The sequence below is a fragment of the Amycolatopsis dendrobii genome (assembly GCF_014145675.1).
In the GTDB taxonomy this organism is placed as follows: Bacteria; Actinomycetota; Actinomycetes; order Mycobacteriales; family Pseudonocardiaceae; genus Amycolatopsis; species Amycolatopsis dendrobii.
This window is the reverse complement of the sequence record NZ_JACGZW010000001.1, coordinates 103482-125406: the sequence shown is the minus strand read 5'-3', so window position 1 is coordinate 125406 and position 21925 is coordinate 103482. Positions and strand designations below refer to the sequence as shown.

Genomic DNA, 21925 nt, shown 5'->3' with positions numbered 1-21925 from the left:
AACGGAGCGAAGGTGTGCGACCACCGTCCGCCCAACACGCGGACCACCTGGCCGCCCGCACTTTCCGAGACATCGCCGATCGGCAAACCGAGGGCGCACAACCGCCACCGGCCCAGCCCGAGTGCGAAGCGAACGGCGGCTCGCTCCCCCGCGCTCTCGTCGTCCTGCTCGGGGCCGCCGCCGCGACGGTCGTGCTCGCCGGGGTGCAAGCCATCGCCTGGTTCGCGGCACCGGTGTTTCTCGCCCTGGTCGTCGTGATCACCCTCGACCCAGTGCGAACCTGGTTACGCGACAAAGGATTCCCCCGCTGGCTGACGGTCACCGTGCTCGCCATCGCCGTCTACGCCGTCCTCCTGGTCTTCTTCCTCGTCGTCGTGGTTTCCGTCGCGCAGTTGTCCGCGCTGGTGCCGCGCTACGCCGGACGGTTCGACGACTTGCTGCGCAACGGGCTGGCCACGCTCGGCATCGGCGAAGCACAGGTCCGCGGCATACTGTCCTCTGTCGACGCCGGAAAACTCGTCCGGCTGACCGGTTCGCTGCTCGCGAGCGCGGGCAAGCTGGTCACGAACCTCGCGTTCCTGTTCGGGCTCTTGCTGTTCCTGAGCGCAGAGACAGCCTGGGCGGGGCAACGGCTCAGCGTGATCGCACGCGACCGGCCGTGGATTTCCGCGGCGTTGCGCCAGTTCGCCACGGACACGCGGCGATACCTGTTGGTGACGACGGTGTTCGGCGGAATAGTAGCGGCGCTCGACACCGCCGCGCTGGCGCTGCTCGGCGTTCCGGGGGCGTTGCTGTGGGGGCTGCTTTCCTTCGTCACCAACTACATTCCCAACGTCGGCTTCGTGATCGGAGTGGCCCCGCCCGCGGTGATCGCACTGCTCGACCACGGCTGGCGCGGCTTCCTCGTGGTGCTCCTGATCTACCTCGTGCTCAACTTCGCGGTGCAATCCCTGATCCAGCCGCGGTTCGTGGCCGGTTCGGTCGGGCTGTCCACTGTGGTCACCGTGCTGGCGCTGGTGTTCTGGACCTGGCTGCTCGGCCCGCTCGGGGCGGTGCTCGCGGTGCCGGCGACGCTGCTGGCCAAGACCCTGCTGGTGGACGTCGACCCGCGGGCCCGGTGGGCGGACGCGCTGCTGTCGGCCCCGCGCCGCGACGAGCGCTGACCGGGCATCAGGTGAGGCCGTGCTGCCGGGCGACGACGACGGCGGAGCGCCGGTTGTTCACGCCCAGCTTGCCGTAGATGGCCCGCACGTGGGTTTTCACCGTGTTGACCGAGACGGTGAGATCGGAGGCGATCTCGTCCAGCGAACGTTGCGAAGGCAGGCGCTGCAGCACCACCTGCTCGCGGTCGGTGAGGTCGCTGGGCGGGGCGTGCGGGACGAGCCTGCCGCGGACCGTCTGCGCGAAGCGGTCGAGCGAGCCGAACCCGCCGGAGTGGCCGATCAGCAGGTCCCGGACCGGCGGTTCGGCGAGCGCGAACGGCCGCACCAGCCCGTTGGGCCGGGCGAGCGCGAGGGCCTGGTCGAGGGCTTGCAGGGCTTTGGTCCGCCGGTGCGAACGCAGGCCGAGCGCGGTTTCGGCCAGGCAGCGGTCAACGGGAGTGGCCGGCAGCACGGCTGCCGCCGACGCGGATTCCCGCAGGAGGGCTTCAGCCGCGGCGGTTTCGCCGGCGGAGAGGTGCGCGCGGATCCGTAGGAGAGCGAGCTCACCGCTGCCAGGAAGCTGCTCTTGAGTCCAGGCGAGGACTTCCGTCGCGTGCAGCGCCTCCCCCAACGCCAGGGCTGCGTGTTGTTCGGCGACCGCGCACACTCCGGCTACTTCGCGGGGCAGTTCCAAAGCGGCGAGCTGGCGGCGTGCCGCGCGCATGAGTCGGGCGCCCGCCGTCCGGTCGCCGTCGTCGAAGCGCGCCATTCCCTCGAAGAACTCGCGCAACGGCACGAGCAGCGGTGCCGAACCGCGAACCTCCGCCGCGGTCGCCTGGGTCAGTTCCCGTGCCGCGGCAGCCGGTTCAGCGCGCATCAGGTCGTCGTAGGCGAGCAGCAGACGAGACTCGGCGACCCCCGGCGTTCGCTGCCAATCGTGCCGGCGCGCTACCGCGAGGGCTCCGGTGCACGCCCGGCGCATTGCCGGATGCTTGCCGCCGACGGCGCTGGCGACCGCCATTGCCAGTCTGCTGTGCAGTACGAGGTGATCCAGCCGCTCGCCTCTGGCCAGGCGCAGCGCTTCCTGCGCCTGCGTCCTCGCCTGCCGGCGCGCGCCGCGGTACAGCGAACGCCAGGCGCGATCGAGATGGGCCCAGGCGTCGAACTCCGGATGGCGTGCTGCCGATGGTCCGGCCGGGCGGTTTCCCCGCACGGCGGCCAGGTGCCGGACAGCGAGCGGCCACCAATCGCCCGCACCCTCGCCGCACAGATCAGTCTCCGCTTCGGCGAGCCGTCCGCCTTGGATGTTCTCGAGCGCGGACGCCAACCGCAGCGACGGGTTCGCGGCGACTGTCGCACCGCCGAGGCAGTCCAGTGCGGCGCGTACCGGTTGCCCGTCGCCGGCCAGCACCTGGCGCACGGCTCGGTCCCGGGCCAGTGCCAGGAGGTATTCCCGGTCTTGTGCCGCGACCGCGTGCCGGAGCGCCGCGCCGAACCGGCCTTCGCCGGCATGCCACCGCGCGGCGATCCCGTGCAGCCGCGGCACCCGCCGCGGGTCTCGCCGCGCGAGTTCGGCACGCAGGAAACTCCGCAGGAGCGGGAAGAACCGGTAGGTGTCGGCCGGGGTGCGCGTGACCAGTCCCCACGCCCGCTCCAGTTCGTCCAGTCGCGCGCCAGCGTCCCGGAGGCCGGACAACCGGACCGCGAGGGTCGCCGCGACCGCGTCGCAGATGCTGAGGCACAACAACAAATCGGTGGTGGCGGCGGGCAGCTGCGCGAGCACTTCGTCGGCGAAGAACCTCGCCACCGGTCGGTCGTCGCCGGTGACGGAGTCGACGGCGGAGTCTTCCGCGTCGCGCACCGAAACCGCTGTCCAGCCTAGTGCCGCGGCCCATCCAGCGGTGCGTTCGGTGAGCTCCCGGACGCGCTCCTCGTCCACCGAGGCACCGGCGGCTCGCAGCAGGCTCGCCGTTTCCGCGGCGGTGAAGCGGAGTTCGGCGGCGTCTACCCGGGACAGCACGTCTTCGAACTGCAGGCGGACCAGCCGGAGCGGAGGCTCGACCCGGGTCGCCAGCACCAGCCGCAGTCCGGGCGGCAGGTGGCGGGACAAGGCAGCGAGCGCCTCCAGCGGTTCGGGGGCGCGGATTTCCTGCACGTCGTCCAGGATCAGCCGAACCGGGCCGGTCCGGCCGGCCAGCGCGTCGTCGAGATCGGCCAGGAACGCCCGCCGCCGTCCGGGCGGCGGCGGGCGCAACCGGTGCAGCGCACCGCCTTCCGCTGCCCCGCGCCGCAAGGCCCCGAGAATCGCCTCCCACAACCGGGTTTCGTCGTTGTCGTCCTCGTCGAGAGACACCCAGGCGACCGTGCGGCCGACCCCGGCCCAGGCGGCCAGCGCAGTGGTCTTGCCCGCCCCGGCCGGGGCCCGGACCACGGTGACCGGGCGCACGGCGGCTCGGCGAAACAGCACGTCCAGCCGGGAACGCGGGACGAAGATCCCCGGCAGCCGCGGCACCGCGACCTTCGCGCCGGGGACCGGCCGGGACCGGGTCGTCGTTCGATCGGGCACGTCAAACCTCTCGGCTGTCGGGAGATTTCGCCCCCGGCTCCGGGCGGAGGCCACGACTGTACTGAGCGCCGCCAGTCACCAGATTTCGGCGGCGGCCTCGTCCCCGTGCACGATGACGGCCCAGATCACCAGGACGTCCAAGGCGATCACGATCGCGCCCCAGAACGGGTACGCGGACAGGAACGCCAGCTGCGCCAGTGCGTTGAACCCGGCGAGCGCGACGGTGCAGACCCGGGCCCACTGCGCGCCGGCGAACAGCGCGATCCCGGTCAGCACGGCGAGGACGCCGACGATCAGGTGCAGCCAGCCCCAGCCGGTCAGGGAGAAGACGAGCAGGCCGGACGGGCCGACGACGTAGTAGTGCCGGTCGACCAGCGCGACCAGGCCCTCCACCGCGGTGAACAGTCCGGCCAGGACGGTGATCGCGCCGGCGAACCAGATCCAGCCGGTCCGGCGCGTCCTGGCGACGGCCCGCTCCGGCGGGAGCGGCGGCCGGGTCCCGGCGTTTCCGGCCGGGGAGTGCATGCGTTCGGTCATGGTCTCTTCCTCGTTCGTCGACGGGCTGCGGACCCGGGCGATCATGGTCGGCCGCCGCGGCGGCGGGCCTCGCCCGACTCAGGTGAGATCAGGGGCCGCGGCGGCGCCAGGCTTTCACCCGGCGCGGGCGAGGACGCGCGCCGCGGCACGGGAAACAGTGCGGCGGACCGCTGATCCCGGAACGAGGAGAAGTCATGGCCACGTTGACCGTGTGGAGGTTCCCGACCGTCGACGGCGCGGAAAACGCACTGGATCTGCTCCAGCGGCTGCAGAAGCAGCAGCTGATCTCGATCGCCGACGCGGCGCGCGTGAGCTGGCCCGAGGGCCGGAAGAAGCCGAAGACCAAGGAACTCGGCTCGCTGACCGGAGCGGGTGCGCTCGGCGGGACGTTCTGGGGCCTGTTGTTCGGCCTGATCTTCCTCGTCCCGCTGCTGGGCGCGGCCGTCGGCGCGGCGATCGGCGCGCTGACCGGTTCGCTGCGCCGCGTCGGGATCGACGAGGAGTTCATCGACACCGTGCGGACGCAGGTCACCCCCGGCACGTCCGCGCTGTTCGTCCTGTCGGACAACGCCGTGCTGGACCGGGTCGCCGAGCCGTTCAGGGAAACCGGGGCCTCGTTGCTGACGACCAATCTGTCCGGCGAGGAGGAAGCCCGGCTGCGCGCCGCGTTCGGCGAAGCTCCGGAGCACGAACAGCTCTAGTCCGCAGCTGGACGGGCTCTCGCCGGACGATCCGGCGAGGGCCCGTTCGCGTGCCGGTCGTCGTCCGTTCAGTCCAGTCCGGGCGAATGCCGTTGCGGCGCAAGCGAGACCGCGGCGACGCCCCCGAACGCCGCCGCGGCGCCCCGCGCGAGGCCCGGCTGGCACCGCGACCTCCGCGACCCATCCTGCGGAACCGGCCGCGTTCGGTCGTCACCCGCCTCGGATGAGCTCGCTTCACCTCCGGCGGGCGACGCCGCCGCCCGCTGCCCCGGCCGACGATCCGTCCCATGCCCTTCACCGACAAGGACACCAGCGCACGGATCGCCCGCGCCCGTGCCGCACGCATCGCCGTGCCAGCCGTCTGCCACGCGGAATTCCCGAGCGCCCTCCAGCGTGCCGACCCCCTGTCCCTGCTGGCGCAGCAGGATTCCGGCCGGGTCCCGCAGCTGCTGCCGCTGCGCTACACCCGGCTGGCCGCCTCCCCGCTCTCTTACTTCCACGGCACCGCGCTCTCCGCCGCGGCGGACCTCGCTGCCACTCCCCGGACCGGATTCGCGGTCCAGGCCTGCGGAGACGCCCAGCTGGCGAACTTCGGCCTGTTCGCCGCTCAGGGCCGCAAGCTGGTGTTCGACTTCGCCGATTTCGACGAGACCCTGCGCGCACCCTGGGAATGGGACGTCAAACGACTGGCCGCGAGCTTCGAGGTCACCGCCCGGGAGATCGGGCATCCGGCCGGGCAGCGCAGGCGCACGGTGCTGGCCGCGGTCGAGTCGTACCGGCTGGCGATGCACGAGTTCGCGCGCCGCACCCCGCTCGAGATTTTCTTCGCCCCGCCGGATCCGCGGACGCTGCGCACAGTCGCGGCCCACCGGCTCGGCCCCGCGCGGCGCCGCGCCTCCTTCCGGCACACCGAAATCCGCGACGGGCGCCTGAAGCTGGCCGCTCGCGCACCGTGGGCGGTCGCGGCCGGGCGGCTCGGCGGGGACGGCGATCCGGCGACGCTCGCCGACCGCCTCTGCACCGTCCTCCGGCCTTACCGGCGCACGCTCGGCGCCGCGCGACGGGCCATGCTGGACCGCTACCGGCTCGCCGATGCGGCGCGCGCCGCGCCGGGGCCGACCAGCTCGGGCGCCCGATGCTGGGTCGCCCTGCTCGTCCGGACGGACACCGGCGACCCGCTTCTCCTTCAGCTGAAGGAAGCCCGGCCGTCGGTGCTGCAGGAGTACACCGGGACCTCCGCGCTCGACAGTCCCGGAAGGCGGGTGGTCGCCGGGCAACGGCTGATCCAGGCCGCGGGCGACGTCTTCCTCGGCTGGGCCCGCTCCCCCGGATTCGACGGCCCGGCCCGCGACTTCCACGTCCGCGGGCTGCGCGACGACCGGGGTTCCGGCGACGTCGCGGCGATGACCCCCGACGTCCTGCGGGCCAACGCCCGGCTGTGCGGATGGACGGTGGCCAAGGCGCACGCGCGCACCGGCGACGCCCTCGCCATCGCCGCGTACCTCGGTTCCGGGCCGGGTTTCGCCGAAGCCGTCCGGGAATTCGCGACGGCGTGCGCGGACCAGAACGAACGCGACCACGCCGCGCTGCGGCGGGCGATCCGGGCCGGCCGCGTCGCGGCGGCCGGGTCGTGACGGACCGGGCTTCACGCGGGCGCGCGGTGCTCCGTCCGGGGGAGTTCGCGGACCCGGTGGACGGATTCGACGTGCATCCCGAGCGATTCGAGCCTCCGCAGGATTCGCGGAAGATCGCCGGGACCGGCCACCGCGGCGAACACAATCGTTTCCGGCGGAACGGGGACCGCGAACACCTCGGGGAAATCGGCGGCGCTTTCGACCGCCGGTCCGGGAATGGCGCCGACGCCGCGGAAAACGTAATTCGCGCGGGTGCCGGGAGCCGGGGCGGCGGGCGCGCTCATCGGCGGCCCCCGTCCCGTCCGGCCGTGAACCACGCGAAGCAGGCCACCGCGAGGTCGAGAACCACCACGAACGCCGACCAGCCGTGCGGCGGCAGGAACACCAGCCGCGCTACCAGGTCCGCGGCGGCGCGGACTCCTGCCCGGACCCGGGCCGGCGAGACCAGCCCGGCGAGCACCACGGTCAGCCCGAGCACCGCCGTCCCGGCGCTGACCGAGCCCGTCCGGGCCAGGTCGGCCGCCACGACCTCGCCCGGGCCGAGCCAGAACAACTGCGTGCAGGCGAATCGCTTCCGCCCCTCCGAGGAATTCCCGCGCATTTTCACTCGCCCCACGATTCTGCCGCCGGGCGCCGTTTTCCTCGCCCGCAGCGGATGAGCCGCGCGCATTGCCTGGCAAGATCCGCCGGAATCGCCCGGAACCCCCTGAGAAGGAGAATCGCGCATGCGCCGACCCCGCGCCGTGTCGCCCCGAAGACAAGTGCCGAGGACGAAAGTCGCCGTTCCGGGACCGCCCGCGGACCTCGTTTCCCGGCCGCGGCTGCTCGCCGTCCTCGACCGCGTGCACGAAGCCGGCCTCGTGTTCGTCGGGGCTCCCGCCGGTTTCGGCAAGACCGTGCTGCTCGCCGAATGGGCGCGCCGCCGGGGCCGCGGCGCGGTCGCCTGGCTGGCCGCCGACGCCGACGACAACGACGACCGGCTCTTCTGGTCCGCGGTCCTCGAAGCGCTCGCCCGCAGCGGCCGGTTCGCGGACGGCGATCCGTTGCGGTTCCTGGCGGTGCCCGAGTCGCCGAGCACCGATCTCGCGTTCCTGGCCGAACTCGCCGACGTGCTCGACACCTTGCCGGAACCCCTCGTGCTCGTGCTCGACAGCGCGCACGAGATCACCTCGCCCGAACCGTGGCGCGGGCTGCGGACGCTGGTGCGCCACCAGCCCGCGGGACTGTGCCTCGCGGTTTCGAGCAGACGGGAGCCGCCGTTGCCGCTGGGCCGGGCCCGGCTCGCGGACCGGCTCGTCGAAATCGGAGCCGAACAGCTGCGGTTCACCGCGGGGGAAGCGGAGGCGTTGTTCGGCGCCGCCGACCCGGCGATTCCGCGGGACCAGGTCGCGCCGCTGGTCGACCGGACCGGCGGCTGGCCCGCTGGGCTGCGTCTCGCCGCGGCGTCCGCTGCCCGGCACGGCAGCCTGTGGGACTTCGACACCGGACGCGACGGTGCCGCGCTCGCTTACCTCACCGACGAAGTCCTCGCCCCGCTCGCGCCGGAACAGCGGGAGCTGCTGCGGACGATCAGCGTCTGCGACGACGTCCCGGCCGGGCTCGCGCCGGTGCTTTGCGGACGGGCCGACACGGAAGCGATGCTTCACGAACTGAGCGGGCCCTCCGTTCGAGCGGTCGACTCCGACGGCAGCCCACCGCACCACCGCGTCACGCCCCTGCTTCGCACGTACCTGCGGGCGGAACTGCATCGGCGGGCGCCGGACCGGGCGCGGACGCTGCACGCGACGGCCGCGCGCTGGTTCGCCGGGCACGACCGGCCCGCGCCCGCCCTGCTGCACAGCGTCTGCGCGGGCAATCCCAGCCGGGTCGGCGAACTGCTGCGCGCGCACGCCGTTCCGCTGTTCCTCGCCGGTGAGCACCAGATCCTGCGCCTGGCCCTCGCCGAGGTCGAGGACCGGCGGGTCGCGGCCGACCCGCTGATGGCGTTGGTCTCGGCTGCGCTGAGTCTCGAGGCCGCCGAGACCTCCGCGGCCGGTCTCCGACTTGCCTGGGCGGACGCCGTGTGGCCGGACCGGCCGTCCGCGGAACTGTTCGTGCTGCGGCAGCTGGCCCGGTCCCGGCTCGCCCAGCTCGACCGCACCCCGGCGCAAGCCCGGCGCGCGGCGGGACAGATCGACGAGGGACTCGGCACCGGACTCGACGAGCTCGCGGCCGCGCACCGGGCCAGTGCCCTGGCCGATCGCGAGGAAGCCCGGCAAACCCTGGAACGCATCCTCGCGGCCGCGGAAGAACACGAACAGACAGTCACCGTCGCCTATTGCCTGGCCGCGCTCGCCGAGATCGCCTGCCACGACGGCGATTACCCGGAGATGGCGCAGTTCGCCCGCCGAGCCGGGAATGTGCAGCCGCCCCAGGATTCCCCGCGGTCGTTCCAGCGCGCGCAAGCAGCGGCTCTGCTGGCCTACGGGGCGTTGGTGCGGGGCGAGCCCGAGGACTGTGTCCGGCACGCGAAGCGGGTCGCGCAGTGGCTGGGCGACGCACCCGCGCGGGCGGCCCGCACGCTGCGGCTGTTCGCGGAAACCCTGCGCGGCGCGGCCGAATTCGAGCTCGGCGGCTGGCACTCCGGGCTGCGGCGGATGCGCCGGGCCCGCCGCCGGCTCGGGACCAGCCGGTCCTGCCCGGCTCACCACGCGGTCCTGTGCGCCGTGCTGGAGCACCGGGCGGCCCTGCGGCTGGGCGCGGCCGGCCAGGCCAAGGAAGCCGTCCGGTGGGCCGCGCCCGCCCTCGCCGGTTCGGGCGAGGAACTGCTCGTGCGCGCCCGGACCCAGCTGCGGCTCGGCCGCCGCCACGCGGCCAGTTCCGTGCTGCGGGCGCTGGCGGAAGACGAAGCCCCGATGACGCTCCCGTGGGCCGCGATCGAGGCGACGCTGACCAGGGTGCAGGCGGCGCTGGCCGCCGAGGCGCCGGAACGAGCGGCCCGGCTGCTCGACGACGCCCTGCGCGCGGCCGGACCCGCCGGGGTCCGGTTCCCCTTCGTCTTCGCCCCGCCCGACCTCGTCCGGTTCCTGACCAGCAGGCTCGGCGCGCTCGGCACCGGCGAACGGTTCGCCGGGGAAATCCTCGCGGTGCGGCGGCGGCTGCGCACCCCGCCGATGCCGGAGCCGCTGACCGAACGCGAACGCGGCGTCCTGCGCCTGCTGCCGACCCAGCGTTCGATCGACGAGATCGCCGAAGACCTCACCGTCTCCCCCAACACCGTCAAGACCCACGTCCGCGGGATCTACGCGAAGCTCGCCGTCCGCAGCAGACGCGAGGCGGTCGCGGTCGCGCGGGAACGCGGGCTGCTCGACGCGGAGGTCCCCGGCTTCGCCGGATAGCGCCCGCCCCACCCGCGGCGGGCGAGGCGGGCGCGCGCGGGATCCGGTCGGGTGGGCCGGAATGGGCCGGCGCCCGTCCGGCCCCGATCCCGGCGAGGAGAAGGTCATGACCCTGGCGAGCGCGGAGTACCCGTTCTTGAACGTGATGGCGACGATGCTGGTGTTCTTTTGCTGGGTCGCGTGGTTCGGCCTGCTGTTCGCAGCCATCGGCGACCTGTACCGCCGTTCCGACGCCTCCGGCTGGGCCAAGGCGGGCTGGACCGTGCTGATGCTCGTGCTGCCGGTCCTCGGCGTCCTGCTCTACCTGGGCATCGAGGGCCGGCGCATGCGCGACCGGCGGCGCGTCCGGGAAGCCGCCGTCGAACGGCGCTTCGCCGACTACGTGCGTTCAGTGTCCACTTCGGACACCACGAGCGCCGCGCAGATCGCGGAAGCCCGGCGGCTGCTGGACGACGGCGTCATCAACGACGCGGAGTACCAGACCCTGATGCGGAAGGCGCTCGCGCCGTGACCGCGTCGCCGCGGTGGCGGTTCTTCCGGCTCGCGGTGCTCCGGCCCCTGCTCACGGTCACCGCGCTGGTCTGCCTCTACTATCTGCTCCCGGCCGGCCGGCCGCTGCGGCCCTGGACCCTGGCCGTCCTGGTCGCCGGACTCGCCCTCGTGGTGCTGCTGGTCGTCGGCGAGGTCCGGATGATCCTGCGCTCGCCGTTCCCGGCCGGGCAGGGCGTCCAGGCGCTGGCGCTCGTCGTCCCGTTGTTCCTGCTGCTGTTCGCCGACGGCTACTACGTGCTCGGCCACGACCGTCCCGGTTCCTTCAGCGCGGACCTGACCCGCACCGACGCGCTGTACTTCGCGGTCACGGTGTTCAGTTCGGTCGGGTTCGGCGACATCGCCCCGGTTTCCGCCACGGCCCGGGTGCTGGTGACCCTCCAGATGGTCGCCGACCTGGTGGTGCTCGGCGTGGTGCTGCGGGTGATCGTGGCCGCGGTGCGCCGCCGCCGTCCGTCCACAAGCGACAGTTCACTCCGGGAGCAGCAGCGCGGCGACGAGACCGGCCACCGCCGCGACGCACAACGTCGCGAGGGCGAGCGCGAACGAGCGGTCTCCGAGGTGCGGAGTCCCGGCGAGGACGGACCCGGCCAGCGCGGTCCCCACCGACGAGCCGAGGTTGGACACACTGCGCGACACCCCCGAAATGTCGCCCTGAGCCGCGTCCGGGAAGCGGGATTGCACCAGGTTCGCCGAAGCCGTCAGCATGATCCCGACACCCGCGCCGAGGAAGAACAGCCCGGGCACGGAGCTCGCCACTCCCGAATCGGCGCGCACCAGCACAAGCACGAGGAGCAGTCCCGCGACGGCGAGGACGAAGCCGACGCGGATCAGCCAACGCTGCGAATGCCTGCGCGCCATCCGGCCGGCGGCAGCCGAAGCGGCGAGGATGCCGACCGTCGCGGGCGTCAGCATCAGCCCGGTTTCGATCGCGTCGCAACCGCGGACCTCCTGCAGAAAGACTGCCACCACGAAGAAAGCGCCCTGGAGCACGAGCCACTGCACGTGCTGGGTCGCCAAGCCGAGTCCGGTGACCCGGTCGCGGAACAGCCCTGACGGCACCAGCGGCTCCCGGGCCGCTCGTTCGCGCGCACGAAGGTGCGCGACGAACACGGCCAGCAACGCGCCGCCGATCCCGGCGAACAGCCATACCGGCGAGATGCTTCCCGCCGGGAGCAGCACGATCCCGGCGACGGCGAAGTCCGCGCGGGAAACGAACCAGCCGTATTCGCCGGACTGCAGGACACCGAAAACGAGGAAGAACAAGCCAGCCGCGGAAAGCAGCGCGCCGCCGACGTCGAATCGCTTCTCGCGGGGCGGCGCCGGCGGTTCGGCGAGGCGCAGGGCCAGCAGGACGATCAGGCCGACCAGCAGCACCTGCACCAGAAACGACGCGCGCCAGCCGAGCCACGTCGTCACCAGGCCGCCGAGGAGCGGACCCGCCGCCGCGCCGAGCGCTCCCGCGCCGCTGACCACGCCCAGCGCCCGCGCGCGGGCCGCCAGATCCGGGCTGGTCACGGTGACCAGGATGTAGATCGGCGGGATCATCAGCGCCGAACCGATCCCTTCGAGCAGCGAGTAGCCGAGGATCAGCAACCCGGGTCCGGGCGCGAGCGAAGCCAGCAGCGCACCCGCGCCGTAGACGGCCAGCCCGGCGAGGAAACACCGCTTGCGGCCCAGCAGATCGCTCAGCTTGCTCCCCGGCACCATCAGCGACGCCATGGTCAGCGTGAACACCGTGATCGCCGCCTGCACGCCGAGCACGGTGGTGCCGAGATCCGCGGCGACCGCGCTGACCGCGACAGTCATGGTGGTCGCCGCGTAACTCGCGACGAACTGAGCGAGAGCCAACGGCAGCACGATCATCGGCGGGCCTTCCTGCTCGGGTTCCGCACACGGTGGCCGGGCCCGGGCCGGGCCACCTCACCCCGCGCGGATGAGGCGGCGCCGGCCCGCCGCGGCGACGGTGCGGAGGAGCGAATCCGTTGCCCCGAGGGAGGAATCATGACCGAGACCGCCATCGCCGAGCACGCGCTGATCGGAGACCTGCAGACCGCCGCGCTGGTGACGACCGACGGGTCGATCGACTGGTTCTGCGCGCCGCGGTTCGATTCGGCGTCGGTCTTCGGCGCCCTGCTCGACGACGAGCGCGGCGGCCGGTTCCGCGTCCGCCCGGCGGGAGCGTGCGCGAGCTCGCAGATGTACCACCCGGACACCGCGGTGCTGATCACCCGGTTCTCCGGCCCGGACGGGATCGGCGAGGTCGTCGACTTCATGCCGCCGTGCGGCGACGCCCCCGCCGAGCGGCACCGGATCGCCCGGCTCGTGCGCTGCGTCCGCGGCCGGATGACGTTCGACGTGGTGGTCGCGCCCCGCTTCGACTACGGCCGCCGCCCGCACCGGGCGATGCTCGTCAAGAACGGGGCCGTGTTCACCGCGCCCGGAACGTCGCTGGTGCTGCACGCGGTCCGCGAACCAGGCGACGAACACCTCGCCGAAGCACGCGTCGAAGGCGAGGACGTGCACCTGCGGCTCTCCCTCGAAGCGGGCCAAGTCCGCGGCGTCGTGCTCGAAACCGGAGCCGCCGCGCCGCCGCGGGAGATCCGCGCCGGCGAGTTCACCGAGCTTTTCGAGTCCACAGTGGACTGGTGGCGCGCCTGGCTCGGCCGCTCCCCCTACCGCGGCCGCTGGCGGGAAATCGTGTCCCGTTCGGCGATCACCCTCAAACTGCTCACCTACGCGCCGTCCGGCGGACTGGTCGCCGCGCCGACCCTCGGCCTTCCCGAGCAGATCGGCGGGGAACGCAACTGGGACTACCGCTACACCTGGGTCCGCGACGCGTCGTTCTCGGTTTCGGCGTTGCTGGCACTGGGATTCGCCGAGGAAGCCGCCCGGTTCGGGAGCTGGCTCGGCGACCGCATCCGCGAAGGAGACGGCGGGGCCAGCGGGCCGCTCGCCGTCCTGTACCGCGTCGACGGCGCGTCGGACCTGCGGGAGGAACGCCTCGCGCACTGGTCCGGGCACCGCGGGTCGAGCCCGGTCCGGATCGGCAACGCCGCGGCCGGGCAGTTGCAGCTCGACATCTACGGCGAAGCCCTCGACAGCGTCTTCGCCGCCGACCGGGCCGGATTCGAACTCCCCCACCAGGGCTGGACCGCGCTCCGCGCCGCGCTCGACTGGCTCGGCGACCACTGGGACCAGCCCGAGGAAGGCATCTGGGAAACCCGCGGCGGCCGGAAACGCTTCACCTACGGCCGCCTGATGAGCTGGGTCGCGTTCGACCGCGCCATCCGGCTCGCGGACGTGCACGGCCGCCCCGCCCCGGTCGAGGACTGGACCTGGCAGCGCGACAGCATCCACAGCCAGATCCTCAGCCGGGGCTGGCGCCGCACGCGCAACGCCTTCGTCCAGCACGACACCGGCGACGAACTGGACGCGGCCCTGCTCCGGATGCCCCGCACCGGTTTCCTCCCGGCCAAGGACCCGCTCTGGCTCTCGACGCTCGACGCGATCAAGGCCGATCTGGTCACCGACAGCCTGGTCTACCGCTACGATCCGCTCGTGTCCCCGGACGGGCTCGCCGGCGGCGAGGGCACGTTCTCGTTGTGCAGCTTCGATTACGTCGACGCGCTGACCCGCGCCGGACGGCTGGAGGAGGCCCGCACCGCGTTCGAGAAGATGCTGACCTACGCCAACCACGTCGGCCTTTACGCCGAAGAGATCGCGCCGACCGGCGAGCAGCTCGGCAATTTCCCGCAGGCCTTCACGCACCTGGCGCTCATCGACGCCGCGGTCGCTCTCGACGCCGCGCTCGGCTGACGGAGGTCAAGCCTTCGGAGGAGCCGCCTGCAACGTCCCGGCAGGCAGCCGGTCCGCGCCCCAGCTGCGCTCGAGGTAGCCGATGATCCGCGCGACGTCCTCGGCCGGCACCTTCTCCGGCTCCCCGTGTTCCTTCGGGTCGATGTGGAAGATGTACAGGCGGGACGCGAACTGGTCGAACGGCAGCGAAGCCTCGCCGAACCGCTCGCCGTTGCCCGCGGTGGAGACCACGACGCCGTCGCCCCAGTCCTGGCCGCTGTCGTTGTTCGGGTTGTAGAAGTACACCCGCATGACGTCGTCGGGGTCCGGGGCGGTGCGCAGGATCGTGATCGCGTGCCAGCCGACGTAGCGGGCGGCGCTGTCGGTGACCGCGATCCCGGCGGGCTGCGGGTGGATCAGCGGCTGCTCGCCGTTGTAGGACGGGTGGTAGCTCGCGTGGAACTGCCGCAGGAAATCGTCGACGTCGACCAGTTTGCCGGTGGCGACGTCCACGTTGATGCGGAAACCCCGAGCGGCCCACCAGCCGTGGAACTCGGGGTTGACCCAGCGGTGCGGGTCGCCCGGCCGGTCGGCGCAGCGGCGGCCCATCTCGGCGTAGATCCGGTCGAGATGGGGCACGACGAGCGACGACACCGGGTCCAGGTCGGCGGGCAGCGACGCGGACAGCCCGGCCCCGCTTTCCTTCGACGAGACCGGCTGGCCTTCGAAGTGCATGACGACCTCGTCGTCGCGGGCCGCCCACACCACGACCTGGAGCAGGTAGTCCGGGTCGTTGTAGGCCCACATCGACAGCGCCCGCGCCGACTGGCAGGTCGGGTTGTCGCCCTGCCCGACGCCGAGCGGCTGGCCCAGCATCGACAGCACGCCCGCGAGCAGCCGCGCCTCGGGCCTCGGCTGGTCGCCGAACACGAGCGCGAGCCGTTCCCTCGCGGCGGTGGACAGCTCCAGCGCCAGCTGCCGCCACAGCGCGGGCACGACCGGCGGTTCGTAGAGGATGCCGCGGTCGAGCAGCAGCGCCAGCCCGTAGACGCACTGCGCGGTCTGCGGGTGCACGGCTTCTTCGATCAGCCGGTGGACCAGGTCGTGGTAGCGCAGGAGGCAGTTCCGGCCCACGTCGGACAGGCCCAGCGCCTCGCCGAGCAGGTAGTCGCTCTCGTGCGCCAGGTACCGCAGCAGTTCGGCGTGGTACGGGGACACCAGGCCGGTGTCGTGCATGGCGCGGGCGAACCCGGCCGCCTCGTACTGCAGGCTCGCCGCGTCCATCGCCTCGAGCCGCGCCCGGAAGACCTCCACGCCCGGGTCCTCCCGGCAGGCCTCGGTGGTCCCGAACAGGCTGGTGATGAGCCGGTCGAGGCCCTGCACCGACGATCCGCCCAGGTCGACGTCCGGGTCGCCGCGGTAGATCGAGATCCGCGTGATCAGCGATTTGACCTGGTCGACCTGGATCGGGCGCTGGCGCAGGATCCGCCAGATCTCCTCGACCACCTTGTCCAGGATGCTGTCGTAGCCGATCTGGTCGGCCAGGTACCGCAGCAGGTCCCGGATCAGCTGCGCCGTGCGGCCCTGCCTCGTCCGCTCGGCCTCGCTGGGCGGGGTGAACAGCAGTTCGAGATTCGCCCCGAGCACCTGCGACAGGAAGACGCGGGCGTCCTCGGCGGGCAGCGTCGGATGCTCGTAGTCGCCGCACGCGACCGCGAGCATCCGCAGTTCGCTGGTCGCCTCGATCACCACGGTGTCGGAGTTCCCGCTGTGCAGGCCGGGCCCGACCAGCGCGGGGATCAGGATCTCCGGGGTGTCCCAGTCGGTGCCCCGGAAGACCCCGGCCTCCTCCAGCGCCCGCGCCCTCGCCCGGACCGCGGCCGCGCCGTCCGGCTGCAGCAGGACCCGCCGCAGCGCTTCCAGCACGCGCCGCAGCTTCGTGTGCTTGCCGAAGTCGCGGGCTTCGGCCATGGCCCGGACAGCATCGTCTAGCGAGGCCACGCGTTTGGCCAGCGTCGTGGTCGCGCCGGTGACGTCGGCGTTCGGCTGCAAGTGCGTCCTTCGGTCGGGGTGGCGGACTCGTCCGTGCTCAGACGTAGAAGTCCAGTTCTTCCTGTTCCTTCAGCAGGTCGCGCATCCGGTAGGGGTCGTCCCCGAAGAAGTACAGCAGACCCCAGTGCGTGCCGAACGCGGTCCTCTTCGTCACCGTCTCTTCCAGCGGCGCGGTCAGGTCGTGCGACTCGTAGTAGTCGTCGTCCTCGGTCTGCTGCGGGATCTGCAACTCGCTGACCACGCGGCGGCGCGGATAGACGCCGAAGCAGCCCGCGACGCCGGTCGCGTCGACGACCTCCCTCGGGAAGAAGGCGTCGATCTCCTCCTCGGTCGTCTTCGGGTCGAAGGACAGGACCAGCGCCTGGTAGGCGTTGAAGCCGTAAGCCCGTTCGAGCAGCTCGAAGACCTTGAAGCCGGGCGGCCGGTAGGCGACCTCGCCGAAGTACATCTCGCCGTCGCTGGTGACGAAGTACTCCGGATGGACGAAGCCGAACTCGATGTCGAAGGTCTTGACGAGCTTCTCGATCTGCGCGGTGATCTGCGGCCGGTACCGCTCCAGCTCCGGGGTCGCCGGCACGAACACCGAGTACCCGAGCGTGACGTACTCCGAGATGTTCAGGAACTTGACCTTGCCGCCGTGGATCCACGCCTCGACGGCGAATTCCCAGCCGTCGAGATGCGATTCCATCAGGACCGGGAACTCCTCCTCGGGGATCGAGTCGATCTCGTCCGGGGTGCGGATGACGCGGTGCCCGAGGCAGCCCGCCTTGTCGAACGCCTTGAGGTGGATGGGGTCGTTCGGGTCGCCGTCGAGCTTGAGCAGCGTCTGGTTGACCCGCTTGAGGAACCGGACGACGTCTTCGCGGTCGTGCGCCTCCTCGAAGATCCCCACCCGGATGCCGCCGAGCTGCGCGCGCCGCTTCATCAGCGCCTTGTCCCGCAGCAGCATCGCCTGGCCGAACAGGCGCGGGTTGTCCATCAGCACCGAGTTGATCGCCCCGGCCCATTCGACGGTCTCCTCGAACAGCGGGATGGCGACGTCGACGCCTTCCTCGTGCAGGATCTCGGCGATCTCCATCGACCGGTCGTTGAGCCGCTCGAAATTCCACGACACGTACGGGATGTCGTGCTCGACGCAGTACTTCTCCGCCCAGTCCGGGGCGACCACGACATAGCGCCGGTCGAACCGGTCGAGCGCCTCGACCGCGTTGAGCGACCAGCCGAGCAGCGCTACGTATCCCTTGTCCGGATCCTTCGCGACCGGCTCGGACTCCTGCATAGGGCGTTCCTCCGTTCAGCACGTGCGGCTCGCCACGGCGCGGCGGCCGCAACCGTGCTGCGGTCATATACCCGAAACCGGCGAAATGAAACGGATCCGTGCCGTCCGCAGAGGTTTGACAGGCGGAAACCGTTGTGCGGTCAGGGATTCCGGACTACTCGGCTCGCACCGCCTGACCGATCAGCGCGCACGCCGTCGCGAACGCCCCCGGCAGATCGTGGCCCATCCCGGCCACCACATCGTCGAGTCCGCGCAACCCCGCCCGTTCCAGCAAGGTTTTCTCGTTCGTCACCCACTCCCCTCGCGCGGCCAGCACCGCGTGCCCGGCCTGCATCGCCGCCACCCCGGCCGACGCCGCGCTCTCCGCGACCCGCCCGTGCAGCACATACGCCGACTTCGCGTACTGCATCGTCCGCGCCGCCGAGGAGCGCCAGAACTTGGGCGCGTTCTCCCGCAACAGCTCCGGGTACTCCGGCCGCGGCAGCTCCCCGCGCAGCACCCGGTTCAGCGCCAGCTCCGCCACCACCAGGTAACTCGGGATCCCGGCCAGGTGGAACGCCAGCGGCTCCCAACGGAACCGGCCCTTCGCCGCCTCGGCCAGCTCGTGCTCGACCACGTCCAGGTCCCGGTAGTGCACGTCGACGCGCCGTCCCTCGACGGTCAGCCACGCCCCGCCGTTGAAGACCCCGCCGCCCCATTCGCCCAGGCCGGAAACCTCGCCGGGCAGGTTGAGCGCGCGCAGGTCGTCCGGGTCGAACGCGCCGCGGTAGTACACCGCGTAGTCCCAGTCGCTGTCCGGGCGGTGCGTGCCGCGCGCCCGCGAACCGCCCAGCGCCACCGCTTCGACTCCCGGCAAACCGGACAGCAGCTCTGCCACGTGCTCGGCGAACGTTTCCTCGTCGTTTTCCCGCATCTGGAGAACATGCCATGAATCTCTGCCAAGATCGCCAGTATTTCGCCGGTTGTCCAGCCGACCTGGGGGTCTGAATGAACCGATTGCGCACCACCGCGCTCATTGCCGCAGCCGTCACCGCGCTCGGCGGCGCACCCGCGAACGCCGCGCAGCCCTTCTCCGACACCGTCTTCGCCGCGACGCACAACAGCTACTCCGGCAACGTCGACGGCGCGAAGGGATCCATCTCCTACCAGCTCGACCACGGTGTCCGGTTCATCGAATTCGACATCCACGACAACGGATACGCCACCCGGCACGACTACGGCATCGGCCACAGCTCGCCCGGCGACCTGGTCGACCACGCGGGCAACCCGGCGTCCGACCGCCTCCGCGACTGGCTGGCCGCAGTGAACACCTGGTCGGCCGCGCATCCGGACGCCGCGCCGATCGTGGTCATGCTCGACCTGAAGGACGACCTCACCGACAACGACTCGTTCGCCGCCGGAAACCTGGCCGCGGTCAACGCCGAGCTGAGTGCCGCGTTCGGGCCGCGGCTGCTCTCCCCCGCCGCCTACCGCACCGGCGCGACCACGGATTCCTTGCGCGGCAAGGTCCTCCCGCTGCTGTCGGGCGACGGCGGCACCCGCGCCGCGTACCGCCGGGACGTCGGTTACCACCCCGCGGTCGCGATCAACAGCCGCGGCCAGGTCGTCGAGGTGCACGACTCCGGCGGCGGCGCGCTCTGGTACTGGACCGGGCAGCTCGGCGCCGACGGCCGCGTCGCCTGGCGACGCCACGGCCGCTACGACAGCGGCCAGACCCCGGCCGTCGCGCTCGACGACTCCGGCCGGATCGTCGAAGTGCACCAGTCGCAAAGCGCCGCCACGCTCTGGTACCACACCGGACAGCTGGGCGCGGACGGCGAAATCGCCTGGTCGGCAAGCCATCAGTACGACAACGGCGTGCTGCCGACGGTCGCCTTCACCAGCTCCGGGCTTCGCGAGATCCACCGCAGCCAGGCGAGCGACCAGAATTGGCAGTGGCGCGGCACGCTCTCCGGCGGCACAGTGACCTGGACCGGCAACGCGAAGACCTCCGATCCCCGTTACGACAAGGCAAACGCCGGGCGAATCTCTGTCACCACCGGCGCCGACGGGTCCACCCCGGCGCAAACCCTGCGCTACTCCACGGATCTCGTCGCCGGCGGCCGCGTGCAATACCAGCAGGTCGCGTTCGACGAATACCAGCAGGGCGACCCGGCCGAACTGAAGGACGGGCTGTTCTACGGGGCTCCGGCGAAGGATTCCGCGTTCTTGGTCGCTGCGCGCAAGAGCGGACACGTGGTCCGCGGCTGGGACTTCGACGACGCCGGCCTGGCCACCGATCCGCTGGTCAACTACCCGGCGACGAACCATCCGTACGACGACTGGTACCGGCAGCTCACCAAGGACGCGGCCCGGTAGCGATCGACCGCGGCGATCTTCTTGTCGACTGGTGAGTCGCACGCTGGTGATGGCGCTCTCCTGTTTCCGAGAGCGCCATCACCAGCGTGCCTAAATCAACACCGAGGGACCGCGTTTTGCGGAGGCCCCTGATGAGTCCGATGGATCCAGCGATCCGGGACCCACCCTAACGTAAAGAATCTGCCGTGGTCGATCTTGAGGAAGATCCAGGGCGATTGCGAATCGCCTGCGATGTCCGCGCGACACCAGACATCCACCCGAGTGCCCTTGTGAAGACTCTCGAGGACGTCGCAGCGGTAGGCATGTCCCGTGCGGACTCCGATGCCTTCGCCGGTGATGGTCCCGTCCCAGCGAAATCGATACAGAGGCCGGCCAGGATCGCTGCAATGCGCCTGCAGCCCAGAGCTTGAAGGCGCGGCGCCCGCCGATGCGGGAGCGGAGACAATCGCTACGATGCTCACGAGCAGCGCTGAAACTGCCAGCAGCACACCCGATCGACGGCGCCCACCAGCGAGCGATCTCGCTCGTACTTCTCTCTCATTGCGCATGAATTCGCTTCAACTCCTTTGCCATCGTGAGTTTTCCTTTGCGTGACAAGTTCCGGCCTGATCGGACAATGCTCTCCCGATGAGCCGTGATCCTCGTTCCGGTGACTCCCGCCGCTTCCCGCGACCGGGCAGCACCAGCGTCGCGGATCAGCGTGCATTCACTCCATACCGCTTCCTGTCAGGGAAATCTTCCCGGTAACCTGGACTCGGCTCGGGCGACCGCTCGCATGGGTCGGGGGAAGTGATGCTGCGGATCCATTTCACGCCGAAAGACCTGACTCGGATCCGCCTGGCCATGGACCCGGCTCCGCTTGTCGAAACCGTCTTCAGCCTCGAACTCCTCCTGCGCCGGCAGGGCGGCGCGGTCTTCGAGCCGTGGCGAGATCTGGTGTCGCGTCGCGTCCGAACGCCGCTGCCGATGTTGCGTCATCTCATCGGCCCGGCCGGGCTGGTACCCGCGTTCCTGGGGCCTACTTCCCCCGGCCTCGAACCCGCCTGGGACGACGTCCGCACCGCGTCTCGGCATCTGGTGGGCAGGGCGCTGCGGTACATAGATCGCCGTCGGCGCGTGCCGCAGTGGGGCTGGGCGCTCGCCGACGGCGATGCCGGGGCCCGCGACCACTTGGTCCGCGAGTACCGCGCCTACCACACGGCGGCGATCGCCCCGGTCTGGCCAGCGGTTGTGCGAAGCCGCCAAACGGATCTGCAGTTCCGCGCGACCACGCTCGCCGCACAGGGAGCGGAACAGCTCCTCGGCGGTCTCCATTCCGCTCTGGACTGGCAGCCGCCCATTCTGCAGTGCCACCTCCCGGACGGCCCCCACGGCGATCTCCGCCTGCGAGGACAGGGTCTTCGCCTGATGCCGTCGGTCTTCACGCGGCTGCCGCGTTTCGCCGGCGACGACGGAACGCCGACAATCATCTACCCGATCAGCGTCGGAACCGACTCGCCGTTGTGGTTCCGCGACCAGCACGGCGGCGCGCAATTGGCCGACCTAATCGGCCGCACCCGCGCAACCGTCCTGCGCTCAGTGGCCCGACGCCACTCCACCAGCACCGGCGAACTGGCCAGCATGCTGGACCTTTCGCCGGCTGCCGTGTCGAAACACGCTACCGTCCTGCGCGCGAACGGCTTGATCACCAGCTACCGCGACAAGCATCGGGTGATCCACCTGCCGACTCCGCTCGGCGAGGCGTTGCTCGACGACACCGCCCGAACCGACGCCGGTGCGCAGCGCTCAATCCGGCCGGCCCCGACGCCCCTGGTCGAGCGAGGAGACCATCATTGACGAACTCCGCACGACCGCAAACACAGGCGCGGGCTGGCCTGCTGAGGAAGCGCGCCCTGCCTACCCGACCTGCCACGGCAGCAAGCGACACGCCAG

The 21925-nt window shown here is 71.6% G+C and carries 16 protein-coding genes and 1 pseudogene; 9 read left to right on the top strand and 8 right to left on the bottom strand.

The window, feature by feature from the left end:
- Positions 1 to 14 precede the first annotated feature (14 nt).
- Positions 15 to 1163: an AI-2E family transporter gene (locus H4281_RS00585; RefSeq protein ID WP_182888866.1), complete on the top strand. Its 1149-nt coding sequence runs from the start codon at positions 15 to 17 to the stop codon at positions 1161 to 1163.
- A 7-nt stretch (positions 1164 to 1170) separates the two neighbouring features.
- Here H4281_RS00585 and H4281_RS00580 read toward each other — a convergent pair whose 3' ends face one another.
- Complete coding sequence (locus tag H4281_RS00580; RefSeq protein WP_182888865.1) at positions 1171 to 3708, bottom strand: winged helix-turn-helix domain-containing protein; 2538 nt, start codon at positions 3706 to 3708, stop codon at positions 1171 to 1173.
- 75 nt (positions 3709 to 3783) lie between these two features.
- Positions 3784 to 4245: a DUF7144 family membrane protein gene (locus tag H4281_RS00575; protein ID WP_182888864.1), complete on the bottom strand. Its 462-nt coding sequence runs from the start codon at positions 4243 to 4245 to the stop codon at positions 3784 to 3786.
- 194 nt (positions 4246 to 4439) lie between these two features.
- On the opposite strand from H4281_RS00575, the gene H4281_RS00570 reads away from it, so the two are divergent.
- Together H4281_RS00570 and H4281_RS00565 are read left to right on the top strand one after the other, a co-directional pair.
- The gene (locus H4281_RS00570) at positions 4440 to 4946 is read left to right on the top strand and encodes a DUF1269 domain-containing protein (protein ID WP_182888863.1); all 507 of its coding nucleotides are present in this window, start codon (positions 4440 to 4442) and stop codon (positions 4944 to 4946) included.
- A 287-nt stretch (positions 4947 to 5233) separates the two neighbouring features.
- The gene (locus tag H4281_RS00565; protein ID WP_182888862.1) at positions 5234 to 6580 is read left to right on the top strand and encodes a DUF2252 domain-containing protein; all 1347 of its coding nucleotides are present in this window, start codon (positions 5234 to 5236) and stop codon (positions 6578 to 6580) included.
- Positions 6581 to 6591: 11 nt separating this feature from the next.
- On the opposite strand, the gene H4281_RS00560 is transcribed toward H4281_RS00565, so the two are convergent.
- Positions 6592 to 6864, bottom strand: a complete 273-nt coding sequence (locus H4281_RS00560) for a hypothetical protein (RefSeq protein ID WP_182888861.1) — start codon at positions 6862 to 6864, stop codon at positions 6592 to 6594.
- Positions 6861 to 7181 carry a hypothetical protein gene (locus tag H4281_RS00555; RefSeq protein ID WP_246411229.1) on the bottom strand — a complete coding sequence of 107 codons (321 nt, stop codon included), beginning with the start codon at positions 7179 to 7181 and terminating at the stop codon, positions 6861 to 6863. The genes H4281_RS00560 and H4281_RS00555 overlap by 4 nt, the downstream gene beginning before the upstream one ends.
- A gap of 124 nt (positions 7182 to 7305) precedes the next feature.
- Here H4281_RS00555 and H4281_RS00550 point away from each other — a divergent pair, with 124 nt between their 5' ends.
- The 3 genes and pseudogenes from H4281_RS00550 to H4281_RS45360 form a co-directional block, all read left to right on the top strand.
- Positions 7306 to 9957 carry a winged helix-turn-helix domain-containing protein gene (locus H4281_RS00550; RefSeq protein WP_182888860.1) on the top strand — a complete coding sequence of 884 codons (2652 nt, stop codon included), beginning with the start codon at positions 7306 to 7308 and terminating at the stop codon, positions 9955 to 9957.
- Between the two features lie 106 nt (positions 9958 to 10063).
- Positions 10064 to 10468, top strand: coding sequence for an SHOCT domain-containing protein (locus tag H4281_RS00545; RefSeq protein ID WP_182888859.1), 405 nt, complete (start codon positions 10064 to 10066; stop codon positions 10466 to 10468).
- Positions 10469 to 10647: 179 nt separating this feature from the next.
- Positions 10648 to 10890: pseudogene (locus H4281_RS45360) on the top strand (potassium channel family protein); the annotation flags it as partial.
- An 87-nt stretch (positions 10891 to 10977) separates the two neighbouring features.
- Here the strand turns inward: H4281_RS45360 and H4281_RS00535 are convergent.
- On the bottom strand, positions 10978 to 12372 hold the full coding sequence (locus H4281_RS00535; protein ID WP_182888858.1) for an MFS transporter: 1395 nt from the start codon (positions 12370 to 12372) through the stop codon (positions 10978 to 10980).
- Between the two features lie 138 nt (positions 12373 to 12510).
- On the opposite strand from H4281_RS00535, the gene H4281_RS00530 reads away from it, so the two are divergent.
- Positions 12511 to 14325 (top strand): glycoside hydrolase family 15 protein, encoded by a 1815-nt coding sequence (locus H4281_RS00530; protein ID WP_182888857.1) that lies wholly within the window; start codon positions 12511 to 12513, stop codon positions 14323 to 14325.
- A 6-nt stretch (positions 14326 to 14331) separates the two neighbouring features.
- On the opposite strand, the gene H4281_RS00525 is transcribed toward H4281_RS00530, so the two are convergent.
- From H4281_RS00525 to H4281_RS00515, 3 genes are all read right to left on the bottom strand, one after another.
- Positions 14332 to 16356 (bottom strand): hypothetical protein, encoded by a 2025-nt coding sequence (locus tag H4281_RS00525; RefSeq protein WP_182888856.1) that lies wholly within the window; start codon positions 16354 to 16356, stop codon positions 14332 to 14334.
- Positions 16357 to 16393: 37 nt separating this feature from the next.
- On the bottom strand, positions 16394 to 17635 hold the full coding sequence (locus H4281_RS00520) for an ATP-grasp domain-containing protein (RefSeq protein ID WP_182888855.1): 1242 nt from the start codon (positions 17633 to 17635) through the stop codon (positions 16394 to 16396).
- 154 nt (positions 17636 to 17789) lie between these two features.
- Positions 17790 to 18548, bottom strand: coding sequence for a nucleotidyltransferase domain-containing protein (locus H4281_RS00515; protein ID WP_182888854.1), 759 nt, complete (start codon positions 18546 to 18548; stop codon positions 17790 to 17792).
- Positions 18549 to 18622: 74 nt separating this feature from the next.
- On the opposite strand from H4281_RS00515, the gene H4281_RS00510 reads away from it, so the two are divergent.
- Both H4281_RS00510 and H4281_RS00505 read left to right on the top strand, forming a co-directional pair.
- The gene (locus H4281_RS00510; protein ID WP_182888853.1) at positions 18623 to 19993 is read left to right on the top strand and encodes a PI-PLC domain-containing protein; all 1371 of its coding nucleotides are present in this window, start codon (positions 18623 to 18625) and stop codon (positions 19991 to 19993) included.
- A 792-nt stretch (positions 19994 to 20785) separates the two neighbouring features.
- Positions 20786 to 21829 carry an ArsR/SmtB family transcription factor gene (locus H4281_RS00505; protein WP_182888852.1) on the top strand — a complete coding sequence of 348 codons (1044 nt, stop codon included), beginning with the start codon at positions 20786 to 20788 and terminating at the stop codon, positions 21827 to 21829.
- The last annotated feature ends 96 nt before the right edge of the window (positions 21830 to 21925 follow it).